20 protein-coding genes, 1 tRNA gene and 1 other annotated feature are annotated in these 19,082 nt (G+C 46.8%); of the genes, 18 read left to right on the top strand and 3 right to left on the bottom strand.

Features of this window, described 5'->3' with window-relative positions; genetic code table 11:
• The first annotated feature begins 141 nt into the window (after positions 1-141).
• The 5 genes from LBPC_RS08195 (at position 142) to LBPC_RS08175 (ending at position 4,781) form a co-directional block, all read left to right on the top strand.
• Complete coding sequence (locus tag LBPC_RS08195; protein WP_003564611.1) at positions 142-2,268, top strand: peptidoglycan D,D-transpeptidase FtsI family protein; 2,127 nt, start codon at positions 142-144, stop codon at positions 2,266-2,268.
• A 189-nt stretch (positions 2,269-2,457) separates the two neighbouring features.
• Complete coding sequence (locus tag LBPC_RS08190) at positions 2,458-3,141, top strand: rhomboid family intramembrane serine protease (RefSeq protein WP_003564613.1); 684 nt, start codon at positions 2,458-2,460, stop codon at positions 3,139-3,141.
• A 1-nt stretch (position 3,142) separates the two neighbouring features.
• On the top strand, positions 3,143-3,397 hold the full coding sequence (locus LBPC_RS08185; protein WP_003594744.1) for a YqgQ family protein: 255 nt from the start codon (positions 3,143-3,145) through the stop codon (positions 3,395-3,397).
• Positions 3,390-4,352, top strand: coding sequence for an ROK family glucokinase (locus LBPC_RS08180; protein ID WP_003564617.1), 963 nt, complete (start codon positions 3,390-3,392; stop codon positions 4,350-4,352). The genes LBPC_RS08185 and LBPC_RS08180 overlap by 8 nt, the downstream gene beginning before the upstream one ends.
• A gap of 21 nt (positions 4,353-4,373) precedes the next feature.
• Positions 4,374-4,781 (top strand): rhodanese-like domain-containing protein, encoded by a 408-nt coding sequence (locus LBPC_RS08175; RefSeq protein ID WP_003579508.1) that lies wholly within the window; start codon positions 4,374-4,376, stop codon positions 4,779-4,781.
• Between the two features lie 102 nt (positions 4,782-4,883).
• Here LBPC_RS08175 and LBPC_RS08170 read toward each other — a convergent pair whose 3' ends face one another.
• Positions 4,884-5,063 (bottom strand): DUF3042 family protein, encoded by a 180-nt coding sequence (locus LBPC_RS08170; protein ID WP_003564621.1) that lies wholly within the window; start codon positions 5,061-5,063, stop codon positions 4,884-4,886.
• A gap of 68 nt (positions 5,064-5,131) precedes the next feature.
• Here LBPC_RS08170 and miaA point away from each other — a divergent pair, with 68 nt between their 5' ends.
• Both miaA and LBPC_RS08160 read left to right on the top strand, forming a co-directional pair.
• Positions 5,132-6,061: a tRNA (adenosine(37)-N6)-dimethylallyltransferase MiaA gene (gene miaA, locus LBPC_RS08165; protein WP_003594741.1), complete on the top strand. Its 930-nt coding sequence runs from the start codon at positions 5,132-5,134 to the stop codon at positions 6,059-6,061.
• Positions 6,062-6,204: 143 nt separating this feature from the next.
• On the top strand, positions 6,205-7,461 hold the full coding sequence (locus tag LBPC_RS08160; RefSeq protein WP_003579504.1) for a methionine gamma-lyase family protein: 1,257 nt from the start codon (positions 6,205-6,207) through the stop codon (positions 7,459-7,461).
• A gap of 53 nt (positions 7,462-7,514) precedes the next feature.
• Here LBPC_RS08160 and LBPC_RS08155 read toward each other — a convergent pair whose 3' ends face one another.
• Positions 7,515-9,605, bottom strand: coding sequence for an Orn/Lys/Arg family decarboxylase (locus tag LBPC_RS08155; RefSeq protein ID WP_003660671.1), 2,091 nt, complete (start codon positions 9,603-9,605; stop codon positions 7,515-7,517).
• 350 nt (positions 9,606-9,955) lie between these two features.
• On the opposite strand from LBPC_RS08155, the gene LBPC_RS08150 reads away from it, so the two are divergent.
• Both LBPC_RS08150 and glnA read left to right on the top strand, forming a co-directional pair.
• Positions 9,956-10,318: a MerR family transcriptional regulator gene (locus LBPC_RS08150; RefSeq protein WP_003564630.1), complete on the top strand. Its 363-nt coding sequence runs from the start codon at positions 9,956-9,958 to the stop codon at positions 10,316-10,318.
• Positions 10,319-10,336: 18 nt separating this feature from the next.
• Entirely contained in the window at positions 10,337-11,677 is a 1,341-nt protein-coding gene (glnA, locus tag LBPC_RS08145) for a type I glutamate--ammonia ligase (RefSeq protein ID WP_003564632.1), read from the top strand.
• Positions 11,678-11,828: 151 nt separating this feature from the next.
• On the opposite strand, the gene LBPC_RS08140 is transcribed toward glnA, so the two are convergent.
• A complete protein-coding gene (locus LBPC_RS08140) occupies positions 11,829-14,222 on the bottom strand; it encodes a Xaa-Pro dipeptidyl-peptidase (protein WP_032780917.1) in 2,394 nt (797 codons plus the stop codon).
• 157 nt (positions 14,223-14,379) lie between these two features.
• On the opposite strand from LBPC_RS08140, the gene LBPC_RS08135 reads away from it, so the two are divergent.
• From LBPC_RS08135 to efp, 9 genes are all read left to right on the top strand, one after another.
• Positions 14,380-14,453 (top strand) — tRNA-Arg (locus tag LBPC_RS08135).
• Positions 14,454-14,626: 173 nt separating this feature from the next.
• Positions 14,627-14,947 carry a hypothetical protein gene (locus tag LBPC_RS08130; RefSeq protein ID WP_003594724.1) on the top strand — a complete coding sequence of 107 codons (321 nt, stop codon included), beginning with the start codon at positions 14,627-14,629 and terminating at the stop codon, positions 14,945-14,947.
• Positions 14,948-15,110: 163 nt separating this feature from the next.
• Positions 15,111-15,233 carry a hypothetical protein gene (locus LBPC_RS17390; protein ID WP_003564638.1) on the top strand — a complete coding sequence of 41 codons (123 nt, stop codon included), beginning with the start codon at positions 15,111-15,113 and terminating at the stop codon, positions 15,231-15,233.
• 373 nt (positions 15,234-15,606) lie between these two features.
• Positions 15,607-15,807, top strand: a complete 201-nt coding sequence (locus LBPC_RS08120) for a hypothetical protein (protein WP_003564640.1) — start codon at positions 15,607-15,609, stop codon at positions 15,805-15,807.
• A gap of 232 nt (positions 15,808-16,039) precedes the next feature.
• Positions 16,040-16,109: a sequence feature (ribosomal protein L21 leader region), on the top strand.
• Between the two features lie 30 nt (positions 16,110-16,139).
• Complete coding sequence (gene rplU / locus LBPC_RS08115) at positions 16,140-16,451, top strand: 50S ribosomal protein L21 (RefSeq protein ID WP_003564642.1); 312 nt, start codon at positions 16,140-16,142, stop codon at positions 16,449-16,451.
• Positions 16,452-16,466: 15 nt separating this feature from the next.
• Positions 16,467-16,817: a ribosomal-processing cysteine protease Prp gene (locus LBPC_RS08110; protein ID WP_003564644.1), complete on the top strand. Its 351-nt coding sequence runs from the start codon at positions 16,467-16,469 to the stop codon at positions 16,815-16,817.
• Positions 16,818-16,835: 18 nt separating this feature from the next.
• A complete protein-coding gene (gene rpmA, locus LBPC_RS08105) occupies positions 16,836-17,126 on the top strand; it encodes a 50S ribosomal protein L27 (protein ID WP_003564659.1) in 291 nt (96 codons plus the stop codon).
• Positions 17,127-17,201: 75 nt separating this feature from the next.
• Positions 17,202-18,269, top strand: a complete 1,068-nt coding sequence (locus LBPC_RS08100; protein WP_003660679.1) for a M24 family metallopeptidase — start codon at positions 17,202-17,204, stop codon at positions 18,267-18,269.
• A gap of 248 nt (positions 18,270-18,517) precedes the next feature.
• On the top strand, positions 18,518-19,081 hold the full coding sequence (gene efp, locus LBPC_RS08095; protein WP_003564662.1) for an elongation factor P: 564 nt from the start codon (positions 18,518-18,520) through the stop codon (positions 19,079-19,081).
• The last annotated feature ends 1 nt before the right edge of the window (position 19,082 follow it).

Here is a 19,082-nt window from a genome sequence, read left to right as displayed (position 1 = left end):
CAACTTCTAAAATAAGATTAATTCCGGCATTTTAGGTGTCGTCTTCCGTATCTCAAGCATATCATAAGACACGTGTCATGGCGTTTTGACTGGTTCTTTGCTACACTTTATAAGATAGAAATTCTGAAGGAGCAATTTTAGGTGAAGTACATTCGTACACCGCAACCCAAACGGAACAAGAGTCAAATTCCGTTTCGCTTAAATTTATTATTTTTTATTGCGTTTCTCCTGCTGGCAGCCTTAGTTGCACAGCTGGCTTATTTGCAGATTTTAAATGGCCCGCGGTTGGCTGCTGAAGTCGATCGCACCAACAAAACAGTGGTCACCGGCAATGTGCCTCGTGGGCTTATTTTTGATAGCAAGGGCCGTGCTCTAGTGACGAATAAGGCGAATAATGCCATCACTTACACTAAGAGTGTTGGGGCTAAATCGCAGCAGATGTATGACATTGCTAATCAGCTTGCCAAGCTTATTGACAAGCCTGAAGACAATCTTACCAAGCGCGATTATATTGACTACTATTTGGCACCAACGAAAGTTTCAAAACAGATTGTTTCCAAACTGCCAAAGAAAATTCAAGATCTGCCGACAGACAAAGCTGACGAATTGTACAAGTATGAGGTCGCTTACGTGCGTCAACACATGCCAACCTTTACGGCGACTCAAAAAGAAGCAGCCGGCCTTTACAAAATTATGAATGGCGCCACTCAGCTATCGACTGTCTACCTTAAGAATCAGGACGTGACGGCACATGAAGTCGCGGTTGTCGGTGAGCGCTTGACGCAGATGCCTGGGGTGAACCTTGGGACTGACTGGGAGCGATCTTATCCGAACGGTGACTCTATGACGTCAATCATTGGACAAGTTTCCAACGAAAAGTCAGGGTTGCCAGCTGACCAACTACAGGCATATTTGGCAAATGGCTATGCTCGGAATGACCGGGTCGGCACCAGTTACCTTGAAAAGGCATATGAAAATGTTCTGAAGGGTTCCAAGAGTCAAACGCAGGTTGAAATCGGGAATAACAACCAGATTATTCAATCTGTTTCCAAGTTCAAGGGGCAACAAGGCGCCAATTTGAATCTGACGATCGATTCGGATTATCAGAAGAAAGTCGAAAAGTCTTTGAGTGACACCTTCAGTTCGATTCGATCTGCTGGTGCGGGCAGCTTGTCAGACGGTGCTTACGCGGTTGCGATGGATCCAAATACGGGTCGTATCCTCGCCATGGCGGGTCAGCATCAGGATGTTCAGACACATAAGGTTGAAGATGATGCACTTGGCGTTATCAACCGCGCATTTGTTGTTGGGTCAGCGGTTAAGGGTGCCACGGTGCTAGGCGCCTTGCAAGACGGCGTGATTACCGTCAATTCTAATACTCAAGCTGATACACCGATTTACTTGCCTGGTACACCAGTCAAGAAATCTGTTTACCCGGTCGGTACCTTCAGTTCATTGGATGCAGCCTCTGCGCTGGAAGTTTCCAGTAACATTTACATGATGTGGCTGGCCATGAAAGAAGGCCACTATGCATACTCGCCAAATAATTATCTGAAATTGAATTCGGATATTTTTAGCAAAATGCGCGGCTACTTTAACCAATTCGGATTAGGTCTCAAAACCGGGATTGACTTGCCCGGTGAGATTGCAGGGTTAGAAGGCAATACGCATGATTCATCAGGCAATTTGCTTGTCGGTTCGGCGTTGGATTTGTCTTACGGGAACTATGATAACTACACACTTATTCAGATGCTGCAGTATATCAGCGCCATTGCCAACAACGGTTATCGGATGAAACCATTCTTAGTGAACAGTATTAGCCAAACACTGAGCGATGGCAGTAGCGGTCCGGTGTTAACCTCAACTCAGCCTTCCGTTACTTCAAAAATCGACAATACGCAAGATCAGATTAACCTAGTTAAGCAAGGAATGTGGCAGGTTGTGCATGGCACAAACGGTTGGACTACAGCGACTTCGCTGAATACCTTGAATCCGGGCGTTGCCGGGAAAACCGGGACTGCTCAAGGGTTTGCTCGTGAGTCCAAAGATTCAGCGCTCACTGAAACCATCACGGAAAGTTTCGTTGGGTATGCACCAGCGAAGGATCCAAAGATTGCGATTGCAGTGATTATCCCGAATCTGAAGGCTGAAACCACCACGCCTTATCAACTGCAGATTGCCAAAGAAATGTTTACTGACTTCTATCAGATGAACAACATCAAAGAAGATAAGGATTATTCGATTCATCAGAAGACAGTTAACGGCTGATCGTGTTGGCAGCGTGTGCAAAAAATGCTAAACTACTACAAGAACATGGCCGCCAAGTGTTTGGCCAACGCTTCTGACGGTGCGAAAAACAACAGGCGGACCTGTTGTTTTTTTAGCGGATTGGTGCGGCAGGCTCGGCATACGGCAAGCAGTTCCTGTCTGCTTGGCAGATGGGTTAGAAAGGAAACTATGAATTATTCAAACTGGCGCTCTCGGCTGCAAAATTCAGCTTATGTGACCAATGCTATTTTAGCGGTTACCATTTTGGTCTTCCTTTTGGAGACTTTCTCTGGTGGCAGTACCAATAATAGCGTGTTGGTTTTCTACGGCGCGCGGCTGAATCCTTTGATTTTGTATGGTCAGTGGTGGCGATTGATGACACCAGTATTTGTCCACATCGGCTTAATGCACATTCTGGTTAACGGTTTCTCATTGTATTATTTGGGACAAATGACGGAACAACTATTTGGCCATTGGCGATTCTTTCTGTTGTACTTTATTTCGGGTTTTGCCGGTAATGTCGCGAGTTTTGCCTTTAGTCCCAACACACTTGCGGCAGGTGCCAGCACAGCAATTTTCGGTTTGCTCGGTGCTTGCTTGATGCTCGGCGACAGCTTCAAAGAAAATCCAGTGATTCGTCAGTTGGCGCGCCAATTCTTACTGTTGGTTGGCTTGAACTTACTGTTTAATCTGTTTTCCAGCGGCATTGATATTTTTGGTCACATTGGCGGTTTGCTTGGTGGCTTTCTTGCAGCAGGCATGTTGGGTGCTCCGGCACTTGGTCGCATGGGGACACCGCGGCGGATTGCTTCAGCTGTCACCTTGCTCTTCGGACTGGGCGCGTTGCTTTTCTTAGGATTTAACGCAGGCTAGTATGAAAACTTACTATGATGTTCTGCAATTATTAAAGGGGTTTGGTACGTTCATTCATGTTGGCAAGCGTGAGTGGGATATCGAACTGGCTGCACTTGAATTAGATCGGCTGCACAAAGCGCAGCTCATTGATGACAAGGTTTACCTGAATGCAAAAGTCGTGCTGCGGCATGCACACGCGCAAGAAGAGGCACATCCTTTAAATCATGAGCTGCCACTGCCCGCCGAAAAACGGAGGAATGACAAAAATGAATGACAAAAAATTAATTGGTGTCGATTTGGGCGGCACAACGGTTAAATTCGCGATCTTAACCACTGATGGTGAGATTCAACAGCGCTGGAGTATCGATACTAATATTTTGGATGAAGGCAGTCACATCTTGCCGGATATCATTGATTCGATCAACGAACATCTCAAACTCTACAACATGACACCGAATGATTTTGTCGGTATCGGTATGGGCTCACCTGGTTCAGTTGATATTGAAGCAGGCACGGTAATTGGCGCTTACAACTTGAATTGGAAAACCTTGCAGCAGGCTAAGAAGGATATTGAGGCTGGTACTGGGATTCCCTTTAGTATTGATAACGACGCCAATGTGGCTGCCTTGGGCGAACGTTGGAAAGGCGCTGGCGAAAATGACGCCAATGTAACTTTCGTAACGCTTGGCACAGGCGTTGGCGGCGGCATTATTGCCGATGGTAACTTATTGCATGGTGTTGCAGGCTCAGCAGGCGAACTCGGACACGTGACTGTTGATCCGGTGAATGGTTATCTCTGTACTTGCGGCAAACGCGGTTGTCTCGAAACTGTAGCCAGTGCGACTGGCGTTGTCCGGGTGGCCCGGGATATGGCTGAAGAATTCGCTGGCGACTCCAAATTGAAGCAGACGTTAGATGATGGCGATGAGATTTCTAGCAAAATTGTTTTTGATCTTGCCAAAACCGGCGACAAACTTGCGTTGATGATTGTTGACCGGGTTAGCTACTTTCTTGGCTTGGCATTGGCAAATGTCGGCAATCTGCTGAATCCGAAATTCATCGTCATTGGTGGCGGCGTTTCAGCAGCAGGCGACTTTTTGCTGAAGCGAGTTGATAAGTATTTCAAGGAAAATACGTTCCCGAATGTTCGGGAAACAACAAGTCTGCGTCTGGCAACGCTAGGTAACACTGCTGGCGTTATCGGAGCTGCCAGCCTTGCACTTAAGTAAGCGGAAGAAGGAGTCATACACGTGTTAACTTATCTGTTAATTTTTGTTGGATTGTTTCTGATTTATTGGGGTTTCAACTGGTTGTGGAGTTACTATCAAAAATCACGGTTTAAGGCTATCGGCGGCGAGATCACGCCGGATGACTTTGAACATACCATGCGTAAAGCACAGATTATTGACTTACGCGAGCGTAACGAATTCAAAGCGGGCCATATTCTCGGTGCCCGCGATATTCCTTATACGCAGTTGCGTGAACGGATGGGTGAAATGCGTCAAGATCTGCCGGTTTATCTCTATGACAAAACTGGCGTGCTCTCCTTGCGTGCTGCTCGGCGTTTACGCAAGAATGGTTTCGAAAAAATCAGTTGGCTAAAAGGCGGCTATGATAACTGGTCAGGCAAAACAAAAAAGAGCCCGACTAACTATTAGCCGCTACATAAGCGCAAGAAAAAAGCAATCGAACTTGTCGATTGCTTTTTTGCTGATAGCGGCGCTCATTATGAACATACCGCTATTAACAGCTGGTGTTGCTTAACCTTGATGAGCTGAGAAACGCTTACGGTTAGCTTTACGCCGGTTATCGTTAATTTCATCGACCTTAGTTTCCACAGGTTCGATATAGTTTTTCTTAAAGGCAAAAACGCTACCGGCAATTGCGCCAAGGGTCATTAGCGTGCCAACAAAAAAGCCACGAGCAAATTTATGTTTCATGAAAATCCCCCCTGATTAATGATCTATGATACTGTTTTTATTATACTATACTATCGGAGCTTAATGAAATGGATAAACCAGCCAAACGGATTGTCATGATTGTCGGACCGACAGCTGTTGGAAAAAGTGACCTCGGCGTTTATTTAGCCCAGCAGCTACACGGTGAAGTGATTAACGGCGACGCCTATCAGATTTATCGCCACATGGACATTGGAACGGCGAAAATCACGCCAAAAGAGATGCAAGGGGTGCCACACCATTTATTGGATATCGCTGACCCTACCGTCGCATACTCGGTCGCCAAGTTTAAAAAGGCAGCGACGGCCATGATTGATACGGTGGCTGATCGGCAACAATTACCGATTCTGGTAGGCGGTACCGGTTTTTATCTTAATAGTTTGCGCTTAAATCTGCCTTTAGGCGGGAAGGCGCCGCCGACAGCTATTCGGCAGCGCTGGCAGGTGGCGCTAGCAACAAACGGTCAATCATGGTTGTGGCAGCAATTGGCACAGCGCGACCCAGATGCTGCGCAACAAATTGCGCCGGCCAATACGCGGCGGGTGATTCGTGCCTTAGAAGTCGGTGAATTAACCGGACGGCGCTTTTCTGACCAGCCACAACCAGAGCCGTTGTTCTCGACCTTGGTCATTGGCTTAACCACGGACCGAACCGTTTTGTATGATCGAATTAATGCACGGGTGGATGCGATGATGCAGGCCGGGTTACTCGCTGAAGTTGAGCAGCTATTAAAAACCGTGCCAGCAGATGCACAGGCCATGCAGGCTATCGGCTACAAAGAGCTAGTGCCATATCTTCACGGTCAGGCTGAATTGGCGAATTGTGTTGCACTGATTAAGCAACATTCCCGGCATTTTGCTAAACGGCAGCTGACCTATTTTCGCAATCAGATGCCGACCCATTGGTTTGATCTGGTCGCGCATCCGGAAGACAAAAATGCCATTGTTACGTTGGTGCAACAGTGGCTTAAACAACGTTAACGCGAATACAGTCGTATCAATTTGGATATGAAGGCCGTCAACCAGATTGGCTAGGTTCAGTTTCGAGCAAATCTGGTTGACGCCCATCTATGCGCCGATTTCTAAACGCGCCTGTTCGCGCTCACTTAAAGGAGAAAAGTATCATGAGTTGGATGGATAAGTTTGATCCAAAATTACAGACAATGGTTAAAGAAGTTGACGCACAGATCGCGCCACAACTGGCAAAAATTGATGCGCGCATCTTGGAGAATCAGAATAAGGTTTTAACAAGTTTTCAAAACCATCATGTGGCAGAAAGTTATCTAACCGGATCAACCGGTTATGGTCATAATGATGAAGGCCGCGATGTCTTGGAGGCCATCTACGCCGATGTTTTGGGCGGCGAAGATGCACTGGTGCGGCCGCAATTTGTTTCTGGTACGCATGCAATTGGCGTTGCCTTATTAGGCTTGGTTCGGCCAGGTGACGATATTGTGTACATCACCGGTAAGCCGTACGATACCCTGCAGGAAGTACTAGGCTTAGCTGGCAACGGGATTGGCGCGCCGCAAGAATATGGCATTGGTGTTGATTATGTTGACCTGCTGCCAAACGGGGCGGTAGACGATGATGCTGTCAAAGCGCGGTTGAACGATAAGACCAAAGTGGTTGCCATTCAGCGATCTCGCGGTTATGCAACCCGCGATTCTTTCACCGTCGATCAGATCGCTGCGATGATCAAGGTTGTTCGCAGTGTTTTGCCGAATGTCTGGATCTTTGTCGATAATGCCTATGGCGAGTTCTCGGAAACCAAGGAACCATTGGAAGTCGGTGCTGATGTCATGGCCGGCTCGTTGTTTAAAAACGCAGGCGGTGGCATGGCCAAAACTGGCGGTTATATTGTCGGTAAAAAGGATCTGATTGACCGCATCAGTTATCGGTTCACGGTACCGGGTCTTGGCGGGGCTGAAGGGGCCACAGTCGGTGCGTTGGCTGACATGTATCAAGGCTTCTTCATTTCGCCGCAAACCACAGGGAATGCCATTAAAGGCGCCATTTTCGAAGCAGCCTTATTTGCTAAACTGGGGCTGGACGTCTCACCTGCTTGGGATGCACCGCGAACCGATTTGATTCAAACAGTCAACTTCGGCAATGCCGATGACATGGTGAAATTTGCTAAGGCTGTTCAAGCAAACTCGCCAGTTGACAGCTTTGTGACGCCGATTCCGGAAAAAATGGCCGGTTATGAGGATCAAGTCATTATGGCAGGCGGCACATTCGTTGCTGGCTCAACGATTGAATTTTCCGGTGATGGCCCGTTGCGCCCGCCATATACGTTATACCTGCAAGGCGGGCTAACCTATGCGCATATTAAATTGGCGACCATGGGAGCCGCGCAGTCCACTTTCTTTGATAACTAGAATAGGCTAAGCAAAAAAACGCGATCAAGCTAATTGATCGCGTTTTTTGACGGCTATGAAAGTTGTTCATGCACAACATGAACATATGGCTGACCACCTGCACGAGCGATAACGCCTTGGATTTCTGGGGTAAAGCCGGGGAAGTGCCGTATACCTTCAAAAAGTGTTTGAAAGTAACTGATCGCTTCCGGTCGCCAGCGTTCGCCAGGGACAACCACAAAGATTCCGGGCGGATAGGGCAGCGCGCCGTCGACTGCGATACGGCCCGTGGCTTGCTCCAGAGGGATGGTGTCAATTTGACCGCGAACAAAATAACGATCGGCGGCTTGCGGGGTCATGGCAGTGGGGATGGCGTTGGTGTTGGTAAACAAGTCACGTTGTTGCTCAGTTAGGTGCGCTTCTCGGAAAAAGTCCGACATGGTCTGACTTAGTTCGCGTAATGTTTGATGTGCATACGCCTCGCCAGTTTCAGCGACTAATTTTGGCAAACTTTCAGCAACGGTTTTATTTACAAAATAATCGGTTTCAAACTGGGCTAACACTTGGCGCAATCGTTGCCAGTCTGTTCGAGCGGTTCCCGGCGTCACTAAAAAAAGCAGGCTATTTAGGTCGGCTTTTTCCGGAATAATGCCGTGGTCAAGTAAATAACGATCTACTAACCAACCGCTGATGCCAAATGCGGCTGTGTCAGGTAATAGCACGGTCACTTTACCTGGATCAAGAAATGCTTGATCAGGTTGAAGGCCTGCGAGTTGATGCCATGCAGCTTGTGGCGTCATGGACCAAGCCTCAGCAGTCTGAATGGCCTGATCAGCAGGCAAAGTTGTCAACTCAGGCGGTTCGTAAGCAGAAAAGAGTCGCGAATCGTTGAGCGAGCGGCGAAAGCCGAGTGCTGCTCGAATGGCATCTTGCCAGATTTTTTGTCCGCGAGCACCTTGATTAATGGCAGTGTTGGCGACTAATGACGCGTAAAGCGGATAATTGTAGCTGGTCGTAACATGTTTTAAGTACGCGTGGTTGAACTGTTCGTGACCGACATATCGCGCTTGTCCCTTAATATGGGCATCTTTTTTATGAATCTGTGATGCCTGGCCAAACCCGGATTGCTGTTTGTGGACACTTTGGGTGACGATGATACCAGGGTCAGTCGGCGCAAGCGGTACCTGCAGGGGATCCATGGGCGTCATTGCTGGAATAAACGGCTCATAACCACCCCAAGCAGCATCGAAAGCAATGTAGTCGGTTAAAGGCCCAAAAAGATCGATTAACTGACGGACATTTGGCACAATGCCATCAAAGGTTTCTAGTTCAAGAATTGTCAGTCGAAATGGCCGCGATTGATGTGCCTTTTCGGGAGCCACCGCTACCGCCATTTGTCGCAAACTTTCATGGGTTAGATTCTGTAAATCGATCGGACCAATCAACCCACGTTTCGTTCGAAGTGTATCCAAATAAACCGGGCGGGCATCATTTTGGACAAGTGCCGCGTTATAAAAAGATTTGTGGTTATTCCGATCGAATAAAACCAAATCGCCTGGCGTGAGCAATGCACTGGCCACAATGTTATTCGATCCAGTCGTGCCGTTGGTCACAAAATAAGTTTCATCGGCATGATATAACTGCGCGGTCGCTTCTTCGGCAGCTAGCGGGGTGCCCCCATGTGTTAACATATCGCCCAAAGAAGTGACGACATCGCTGGTATCGCTAGCGAAGAAAGTTGGGCCGTAAGCCTGATGAAGTAAGTAACCTGCTGGTGCTAAGTCGTCGTAGTGACCGCTGTGGTGGCCAGGAGTCGCAAAGCTGGTTGGGTCCGCCTTCGCATAGTCCAGTAAGTCGCGAATGAATGCTGGTACCATGGTTTGCTCATAAGCTTGTGCAGCAGCAGTAATCTGAGCCATTGTTGCGGTATTAAGTGTATCGATGTTGGTGACTGTCAGCTGACCAGTGTGACTGATTGGTATCTGGCCGATGATAAAAGTTGGTAAGGGTAATTGGCTGGCCACAAGCTGAGTGAGCGTTGCAGTGTCAGAAGCATCGATGATTGCTGCGCCAAAGGCAGCTAACGGTGCCGCAGTTAAACAACGCCAATTGGTGGGCAGTATCCTTGCTGCTACTTTTTCTGAGTAGCCGATATATAAGTGCATGCCTGCGAGTTCCTTTCAAAATAGATTCAGTTGATTTTAACATAATGTTAAACGGAAAATTTTTAGAGTGACTTCAAAGACTGTGTCTTCGATGCCTTCTATTCGTGCCAACAGTCTGAGCCGGCAGTGTGATGATGTGATTGGTGGTGGGATGATAGCGACATAGCGGTTGGAAACGGTTGCGCTTTACCAGAGATGATGACCGTCTTTTTATTTATTGGTCTATGGCATCTTCATTTTGAAAACAAAAAAAGGGTATCTTTTTATTTGAATGTCAGAAAAGCTTACATCTGCCGTTGACACGCCTTATATGGTTTGATAACCTGACATTGTTGTAAAGGAGGATGCCTATGGCTGAGATCGCTGATCTGAGAACGCGATCGGTTCTGCCGATTGGTACAGTCATGTTATTGACTGATTTAACCGCGCGCCAGATTCGTTATTATGAAGCGCAAGGGTTGGTTCAACCTGCACGAAACGCTGGTAATCATCGGACATACTCGCTGAATAATGTTAATGAATTGCTTGAGATTCGCAGTCAAATGGCAGACGGTTTCACGCTTGCCGACGTAAAGCGACTCAAGCATCCCCGACATCATGAAGACAGCGATGCCGAAGTGCGGCAAGTACTGCGAGACGAGTTGTTAAACCAGAGTCGACTGAACCAGAGTCCCGATCCCGGTCCAGCCATAGGTTTCCGCCAATCACACTAAAGATAGGAGTTCACGTATATGGCAAGAAAAACAATTACCGCTGATGAGATTCGTCAGACTGTTAAGGATGAAAATGTTTTGTTCCTGCGCCTGATGTTCACTGACATTAACGGAATCGTTAAGAACGTTGAGGTCCCAATTTCTCAATTGGAGAAGGTCCTCAATAACAAGATCACCTTTGATGGCTCCTCGATTGATGGCTTTGTCCGGATCGAAGAAAGTGATATGCTACTGTTTCCGGATCTCGACACATGGTTATTGTTCCCTTGGGAAAACGATCACGGTAAGATTGCGCGTTTGATCTGCTCCGTTCATCGTCCTGATGGCAGTCCTTTTGCTGGTGATCCACGGAATAACTTGATTCGGGTCGTGAACGAAATGAAGGAGGCTGGTTTTACTTCATTTAATATTGGACCAGAACCAGAATTCTTCCTGTTTAAGATGGATGAAAATGGCAATCCGACGACTCAGTTGAACGACAAGGGCTCCTACTTTGATTTTGCACCATTAGATTTAGGCGAAAACTGTCGGCGTGATATCGTCCTTGAACTCGAAAAAATGGGCTTTGAAGTCGAAGCTTCTCACCATGAAGTTGCGCCAGGCCAGCATGAAATTGACTTCAAGTATGCTGATGCCTTAGAAGCTGCTGACAACATTCAAACCTTTAAACTTGTGGTTAAAACGATTGCCCGCAAGCATGGGCTTTATGCAACCTTCATGCCAAAACCACTCCACGGTATTAACGGTAGTGGGATGCATATCAACATGAGTCTTTTCCATGACAAGGGCAATGCTTTCTTCGATGCCAATACGGATGACCAGTTGAGCGAAACTGCCATGCATTTTCTCGCCGGGGTTCTGCGTCACGCTTATGCTTTAACCGCTATTAATAACCCAACTGTGAACTCCTACAAGCGTTTGGTTCCTGGTTTTGAAGCGCCAGTTTATGTTGCTTGGTCAGGCAAGAACCGGTCACCGTTGATTCGTGTGCCACAATCTCGTGGATTGTCCACGCGACTGGAACTGCGGTCAGTTGATCCAACCGCTAATCCATACTTAGCCATCGCCGGGATTCTCCAAGCCGGTTTAGATGGTGTGACTAAGAAATTGAAGCCGGAAGAAGCCGTTGATCGCAACATTTATCGGATGCAAGACGATGAACGGAAAGCAAATCATATTCAAGACCTCCCATCAACTTTGCACAATGCTTTGAAGGCATTAGCGGCTGATGATGTGGTCAAGGCTGCCCTGGGTAAACATTTGTATCAAAGTTTCATGGACTCAAAGAACCTCGAATGGTCCGCTTATCGTCAGCAGGTTTCTGAATGGGAACGGCAACAATATCTGGAGCTTTACTAAACCAGACAACCCAAAAGCTGTTGCTGTCACCGTTGAAGCAAGTTGATTGAACAGTTAAGTAAGAAAAAAGGAGATGTCAGGCCGACTCGGCGCTTGATATCTCCTTTTTTGATGCATCATGCATGAAAAAACTGGTGAGCATCCTATTAAGTTAAATGCGGTAAGGGAGCGTGATGCTGCTATTAGCCAAATCAATTTGATAATGAGTTGTTTTGATCGGGCGAATGGTTTGGGCCATATCTGCCCCATGAATGACCAAAGCGAGTTGACGACCAGCTGGCAGATGATAGTGGGTGGGTTGGAGATCCAAACTGATATGGAACGGTTGGCCGGGCGTAATCCTTTGCACTTCGTAAGCATTTTTTGGATTTTGCAGGTTGATATGGCCAAGCGAGATCAACTTGCTTGGTGTCGGTTTAGCCGTTGGTTTGAATTCGAGAATGTCTGTTGTTTTATAATCAAAACCAAGTTGAAGACCGTTTAAGGCCACCGTTGCCGCGGTTTCACCGAATCGCTTGGCCATTCCTAAATCAATGAGGCGAACACTGAGAATACCTGTTGGGGCATCAATGGCCAGCGTCAGCTCTAAGTGCGGAATGCCTTCCAGTGTTTGGTCGCGCTCAAGTGGCGGCTGCGTGAGCCACAAGCGGCTATTGGCATAAGCACTGTTAGGGGTGATGATGGCAGTCTCGAAACTGGCACTGGTATCATGCTGGGCATTAAAAGTTGCTGTTGCGTGATCGGTAAATTGATCCGTGGCCGCCTCGAAATCCGTTTTTAGATTGCGAGTGTTGGTCACATGCTCTGCTGCTGGGCTGGCAAAATTCTGATAGGCCGACCAAGTCTGAACAGCAACATTATCTTGCACAACAACATTTGGTAATACATCTTCGGCGCCATTCGCCTCACCAAGCAATTCATGTGTGAGCCACAAATTCATCATATCTAGAAAATCTAATGAGCGAACATTGTGGACGTAAACGTGCTGGCCTTGATGCAAAACCAGTTTCTTTTGAATTGGCAGGTCTGCGATGGCCTCCCAAAACTTGATGGCGTTTGTAGGTTTTACGTTCCAATCATTAAGACCATGGATCAACACCACATCTGCCCTGACCTTGTTAGCGTTTTTCCGGTAGTTGCGCGCATCCCACCATGTGTTGTAAGCGCCAGTTGTTCGATCCTGATCGTGAGTGATCGTAGCAAGATGCTTTTCCCAAGCTTGTTTGATGTTGATCAGGTCGCCGCCGGACTTTTGCCGGGAGAAGGTATCCACAGCCAGAACATCCGCATCTTCACCCTGGAAACCACCAGGGGCCACTACGAGACCATTTTCACGGTAGTAGTCATACCAGCTGGAAATGCCAGCGTCGGCTACAATTGTCTTGAGACCGTCAACCCCAGTGGTGGCCGCCGCCATGGCTAATGTAGCCAGGTAGGATTTGCCGGTCATAGCGACAAGACCGGTTGACCACCAAGCTTTGATGGTAATACCATCTGTCCGGTTCGTAAAAGCGCGGCGTTTACCGGTCAGCCACTCGATGACAGCAACAGCACCATCGGTTTCTTCTGGGCCACCGGTTGTCCGGAAGCCGTCGGAATAGCGAGTGCCAACACCTGCCGAATAAACCACAGCAAAGCCACGGGCGAGAAAATAATCGTTAAAGGCATACATACTGTTTTCTTCGGCATAAGCTTCGGCCTGTGTCGCCTCGCCATTAACTGGATGATGAGGCAAGTTGGCAGGCTCTTCAGGATTTGCCGTAACTTCAGCTTTCGAGGCTCCGTGTGTTTTAACAGCTAAGGTCGTTTCCGGCACGTGCGTCACTGCAGTCACATCGTTGGTTCCATGAAAATACGGATTTGCAGTAAATAACACGGGCACTTTAAGCCCTTGATCTGTGGCTTTCGGGCGGTAAATAGTCGCTTCGAGCAAGTCGCGTTGGCCATCGTGATCGGTATCCATATCCGATTCGATCCAAACAACTTCACGAACCGCCTGCCGCGCATCAAAAACTTGTTGGACTTTGCCGTTAAAAAGAAGGTGGGTCGGTTTTTTCTGTTTTTTCTGGAAGTCCTTTAAAAAACCGCGATTAGCTAGATCATCCAAATAACTAACCAGATGCTTGGTTCGCGTATTTAACAATAGATAAACAGCCTTGAGCAAATCAGCGGTGCTCGTTAGATCGTGATCGAGGCTTGGTAACTTGGTTGCAGTCATCATTTTAAAGGGATCATTCAGGTCAAAGTCAGTGAAAGCTTCGAAGCCAAGTAGTTGTAGCGCCACATTATAAAAGTCACGGCGCGTCATTTTGGATGGTTTTTTCGCCAACCATGCTGCTAGTGTTTGGTCCATGTTGACTGCTACTTGGGCGAGCTTATCTTCCTTTGCGGCTAAAGTATAAGCCTCTGGAAAAAAGGCATTGAAAAGGTCGGTCGCACTTTGACTAAAAGCGTCATCAGGATCGGCTTGCAGGCCAATCTGCTTAAGCTCCGCTACTTGCACCTTGAAGTCAGGTGTCAAACGGGCAAATTGATTTAATTTCATCAGCATTGTCTTCCTTTATGAGAAAATTGTGATAAATTCAGTGTAGCGGTCTCATTGACTGCTTTCAACTATATCCGTCTAACTTGCGTATCGGATGATCTTCCTCATAGAACCCGTTGACGGCCTGTCGCGCTTCTCGTATACTTAATAACGATTTGTACCAGTAGCTCAGTTGGATAGAGCAACGGTCTTCTAAACCGTTTGTCCCGGGTTCGAATCCCGGCTGGTACATAAAACTTACAAATGCCATGAAGCATTGCTGTGACGACGGGCTATCCGTGACTAAGCAGGAGGACAATGCATCAGGCTTTTTTTGTATCTACGAGTTGTTAGTTCGAAATGTTGACATGAGTCACGACAATGAAGGTGTTTATTGATGGAAATGGGTCCAGTTTCAGAGTGGGGTGCGGGTTTATCTGAATTTCTTACCGTTTGTGTTGCCTTATTATCACAAGCGTAAAAAAGAACAGAGAAAAGTCCGAAATTTGAAAACGGCCATTAAAAAGTTAGGTGCAGAGGTAATCGCAGGCGATCAGGATGCCACCAAAGTCTTAAACATCTACTTAATTGTTTCTTTTTTGAGTGATACAAATGCTGATATTGAAGCGTTAGTCATTCAAGGCCGCGAATTGCTTGATCAAATCAGAAAGTTACCGGCCAAGACCGATGGCACGTACGACGAGGCCATGACCAAGGCTAAATTGCTTTTAAATCAGATTAGTTAAAGCCGGTTTGAGCGTTGCTATCTTGATTTATCCCGTCAAAAGCAAGTCAGTTAGCAATCGTTGTGTTTTTTAATGCTTGACATACTAACAAAAAGTGAGTAGTATAGCCTTCATCGCTACCTGAGACCATTCAAACTATTTTTTAAAGAATGGAGGGATTACGATGTCATATCGAATCCAACTCAACATGAAGACGCAAGAATTTATCGCTATTGACTCAAGCAATGCTAAACACATTGGAAAAGGCAACACGATCGAAAAAGCGTTACAACAATTGAAGAAGTAACTAAAGGCTGCTGAACTGAACAATCAGCGGCTTTTTTTTGTGCCGTCGTTTCAAAGGCTTACGAGTCAAAATATTTGGAAGCTTTTCCTACAACAAACCATTTCTTTTCAGCAATCGTGTTTTAAGTGATAGCGTAAGGGGTTGTTGGCTACAATGCGGCCGCCAAAATTCAAAAATTCAGTAAAATAATTGCGGGCATCTATGGTATATTAAAGGTCCTTGGCAGGGGCAGGCTCGGAGATCTTTTCTGAGCCTTTTTCTTTTGCCGTTCTGCTCAATTAAACGATTTCTTGTTGAAAGAAGATGGCTCGTATATAATTCTTCAAGGAGGTGACAGCTTATCATTATATTACTTAACCTTTTAATTCTTCTCGTGACCGGTGCTTTGCTGATCGTTGTGACCACACAATTGGCTCAACCGGTCAATTGGATTGTGGATGCTATTCTAGTCATTAGTTTACTGTTAATTAATGCCGCACTTGGTGGTTGGATGACCATCTTTACGATGATATACATCCTTTACATGCTGGCAGTCATTGCTGGTGTCTGGCTTTTTCGAAAAAGGCACAGTTGATGGTTTCTAGATTAAAACGTGATTACTGAAGGCGGTGCCGTGGCTTTCAACTTTTGATTGAAACGCGTTCGCTAGCCCAGAAGCACACATATGAGAGTCTTGAAGGTGGCATGTTTAAAAAGCAGCACGGTTTGTGACATACCGGTTTCTAAACGCACGAATCTACGCGCTTGTTGTTTGTCTTGCAACTTGACGTCGTCTCTGGTAATATTAGTCCGTTGTATTTGGCACCCCTCCTATGCAACCGCACAATGTTGGGTTTTTAAGCGTAAGCACCCAACTTGGCGAGTCTTCAGGGGAAAAGCCGAAAGGCAAAACAGGAGGTGCACACAGTGTACGCAATTATCAAAACCGGCGGCAAGCAATACAAGGCAGAGGTTGGCGAAGCCATCTATGTCGAAAAACTCGACGCTGACGAAGGCAAACAAGTTACTTTTGATGAAGTCATCATGGTTGCAGGCGAAGGTGACGCCAAGATTGGCACACCAACCGTCAAAGGCGCGACCGTAACTGGCAAGGTCGAAAAACAAGGGCGCGAGAAAAAGGTTGTTACTTACAAGTACAAGCCTAAGAAGCACTCTCATCAAAAGAAGGGTCACCGTCAACCATACACGAAGGTCGTTATTGACGCGATCAACGCTTAAGAGGTCAGCATAGTTATGATCAAGGCAATTTTTCATCGAGATGAACATGGTGATATCGTCAGCTTCTCGTTGACGGGTCATGCCGATGCCGGTAAAACCGGTAAGGATATTGTATGTGCCGCTGTTTCTGCGGTGAGCATTGGTGCCGTTAACGGCATTGAAGGCTTAGCAGGGTTTGAACCTGATGTCATTGCGGATGAAGTCCATGGTGGGCATCTCCAGATGGCAATTAAAACCGCCATTACCGGCGAACAGCTACACATCAGTCAGATTCTGTTGGAAAATTTATTGCTCGAATTACAGAGCATCCAAGACCAATATCCTGATCGTTTGACGATTACTACTAAACAACTTGAACAAAATTAATCCTCGGAGGTGTACGTTATGTTAAAGATGAATCTGCAATTCTTCTCTCACCATAAAGGTGGCGGCTCAACATCCAACGGTCGTAATTCTGCTGGCCGGCGTTTGGGCAGCAAGCGTGCCGATGGCCAATTCGTTAAGGCAGGCAATATCTTGTATCGTCAGCGCGGTACCAAGATTCACCCTGGCGAAAACGTTGGTCGCGGCGGCGATGATACCTTGTTCGCGACTGCTGACGGCGTTGTAAAATTTGAACGCTTCGGCCGTGACAAGAAGAAGGTTTCAGTTTATCCGGCAGCAGCTGCTGAATAAAGACTAGACGTCCCGGTAACGGGGCGTCTTTTTTTCAGAGAAAACAAAGCATGAGTCAGTAAAGGAGCGATTTGGATGGATCGAATGACAGCATTGCAGGCGCGAATTCAGGATAAAAAACTGGATGGCTTTTTTGTTACCGATACGAAGAACGTGACTTATTTGACCGGCTTTACAGGTGAAGAAAGCACCTTGCTTGTAACCCCGCAAAAGGCTTATTTTGTGACTGATTCGCGATTTACCGAACAGTTTAAGCAGCAAGTACATAATGCTGAAATGATTTTGCATCAGGACAGCATGTTTAAGGCCGTTGGCAAGCTGGCCAATCGCTTACAATTGACTAGAATCGGTTTTGAAGCAGTTCACTTAAATTATGCCGATTATGAAGCATTTGATTTGCTCACACAAGGAACTTTAGTACCAACCCGTGACTTTGTCGAAACGCAACGCGAGATCAAGGATGCCAATGAATTGGCGTCAATCACACAAGCTATCGCTATTGCCGAAAAGGGCTATCAACATGTCATTGCTACGATCAAACCAGGCATGCGTGAAATTGATGTCGCCAATGACTTAGATTTCTTCATGCGCGGACTTGGCGCCAGCAATGTTTCTTTTGAAACGATTGTCGCTTCCGGGACGCGCTCAGCGATGCCCCATGGTGCGGCAACAGAGAAGAAAATTGAAAAAGGCGATATTGTCACGCTTGACTGGGGGTGTATCTACCACGGATACATGTCTGATTTAACCCGCACGTTTGCGGTGGGCGAACCAGATCCTAGGCTGAAGACCATTTATCAAATTGTCTATCAAACGAATCAAAAAGTGCAAAAAGCTTTAAAACCAGGTGTTCTTGGCCGAGTCATCAATGACTTAGCTCACAACACAATCAATGATGCTGGTTATGGGAAGTACTTTGGCCACGGAACAGGCCATGGCATCGGTTTATCAATTCATGAAGGGCCCGGCGCTTGGGGACCGTATCTAGACGTGCCGGCTGCTAAGGGCAATGTTGTCACGGATGAGCCTGGTATTTATGTACCGGATCTTGGCGGCGTTCGGATTGAGGACGATTTATTAGTGACTGCTGCGGGTAGTCAAAGCTTGAGTCAACCAGCACCTAGTGAGTTGTTGGTGCTGTAAGTTACGTGCCAGAAGCTGACTTGTGAGTCAAATCGGTTAGCTTATTGATTTTTGGCTAAAACGCGTTCGCAGGTGCAGAAACCTGCACATAAGGGCCCCAAGCCTAATTGACCAAAGCCCAGCCAATTAGGCTTGAGGCCGCTTATGCTCCGGTTTCTAACCGCGCCTGCTCACGCTCTGCTGTTGCAAGCATTCGCAGTGCTTGCTAGAATAGGTTTAGTTTACGACTGAATGTATGGAGGAAGTTCATGATATCTGTTAATGATTTTAAAAATGGTTTGACGATTGAGGTCGACGGTGACCTTTGGCGAATTGTCGAGTTTCAGCATGTTAAGCCAGGTAAGGGTTCAGCTTTCGTGCGTTCAACCCTTAAGAACCTGCGTACAGGTGCTGTTCAAGAAAAAACGTTCCGCTCAACTGAAAAAGTTGAAAAGGCGCAAATTGACAGCAAGAACATGCAATACTTGTATGCCGATGGGGACAATTATGTCTTCATGGATACCGATACTTATGACCAATTGACGCTTCCCGGCGACGAGATCCGCGATCAATTGAATTATTTGAAAGAAAATATGAATGTCAAAATTATCATGCATGGTAATGAAACGCTTGGAATTGAGTTGCCAAAGACTGTTGATTTAGTGGTTAAAGAAACAGAACCTGGCATTCGTGGCAACACAAGTAGCGGTGGTTCTAAACCAGCAACGATGGAAACAGGGTTGGTCGTGCAGGTACCGTTTTTCATCAATGTTGACGATGTTTTAACGATCAATACTGATGATGGCACCTACATTTCACGCGCCAACAACTAGG

The sequence above is a fragment of the Lacticaseibacillus paracasei subsp. paracasei genome (assembly GCF_000829035.1).
Taxonomy (GTDB): Bacteria; Bacillota; Bacilli; order Lactobacillales; family Lactobacillaceae; genus Lacticaseibacillus; species Lacticaseibacillus paracasei.
The sequence above is the reverse complement of the archived record's forward strand: the minus strand, read 5'-3'. Positions and strand labels throughout refer to the sequence as shown.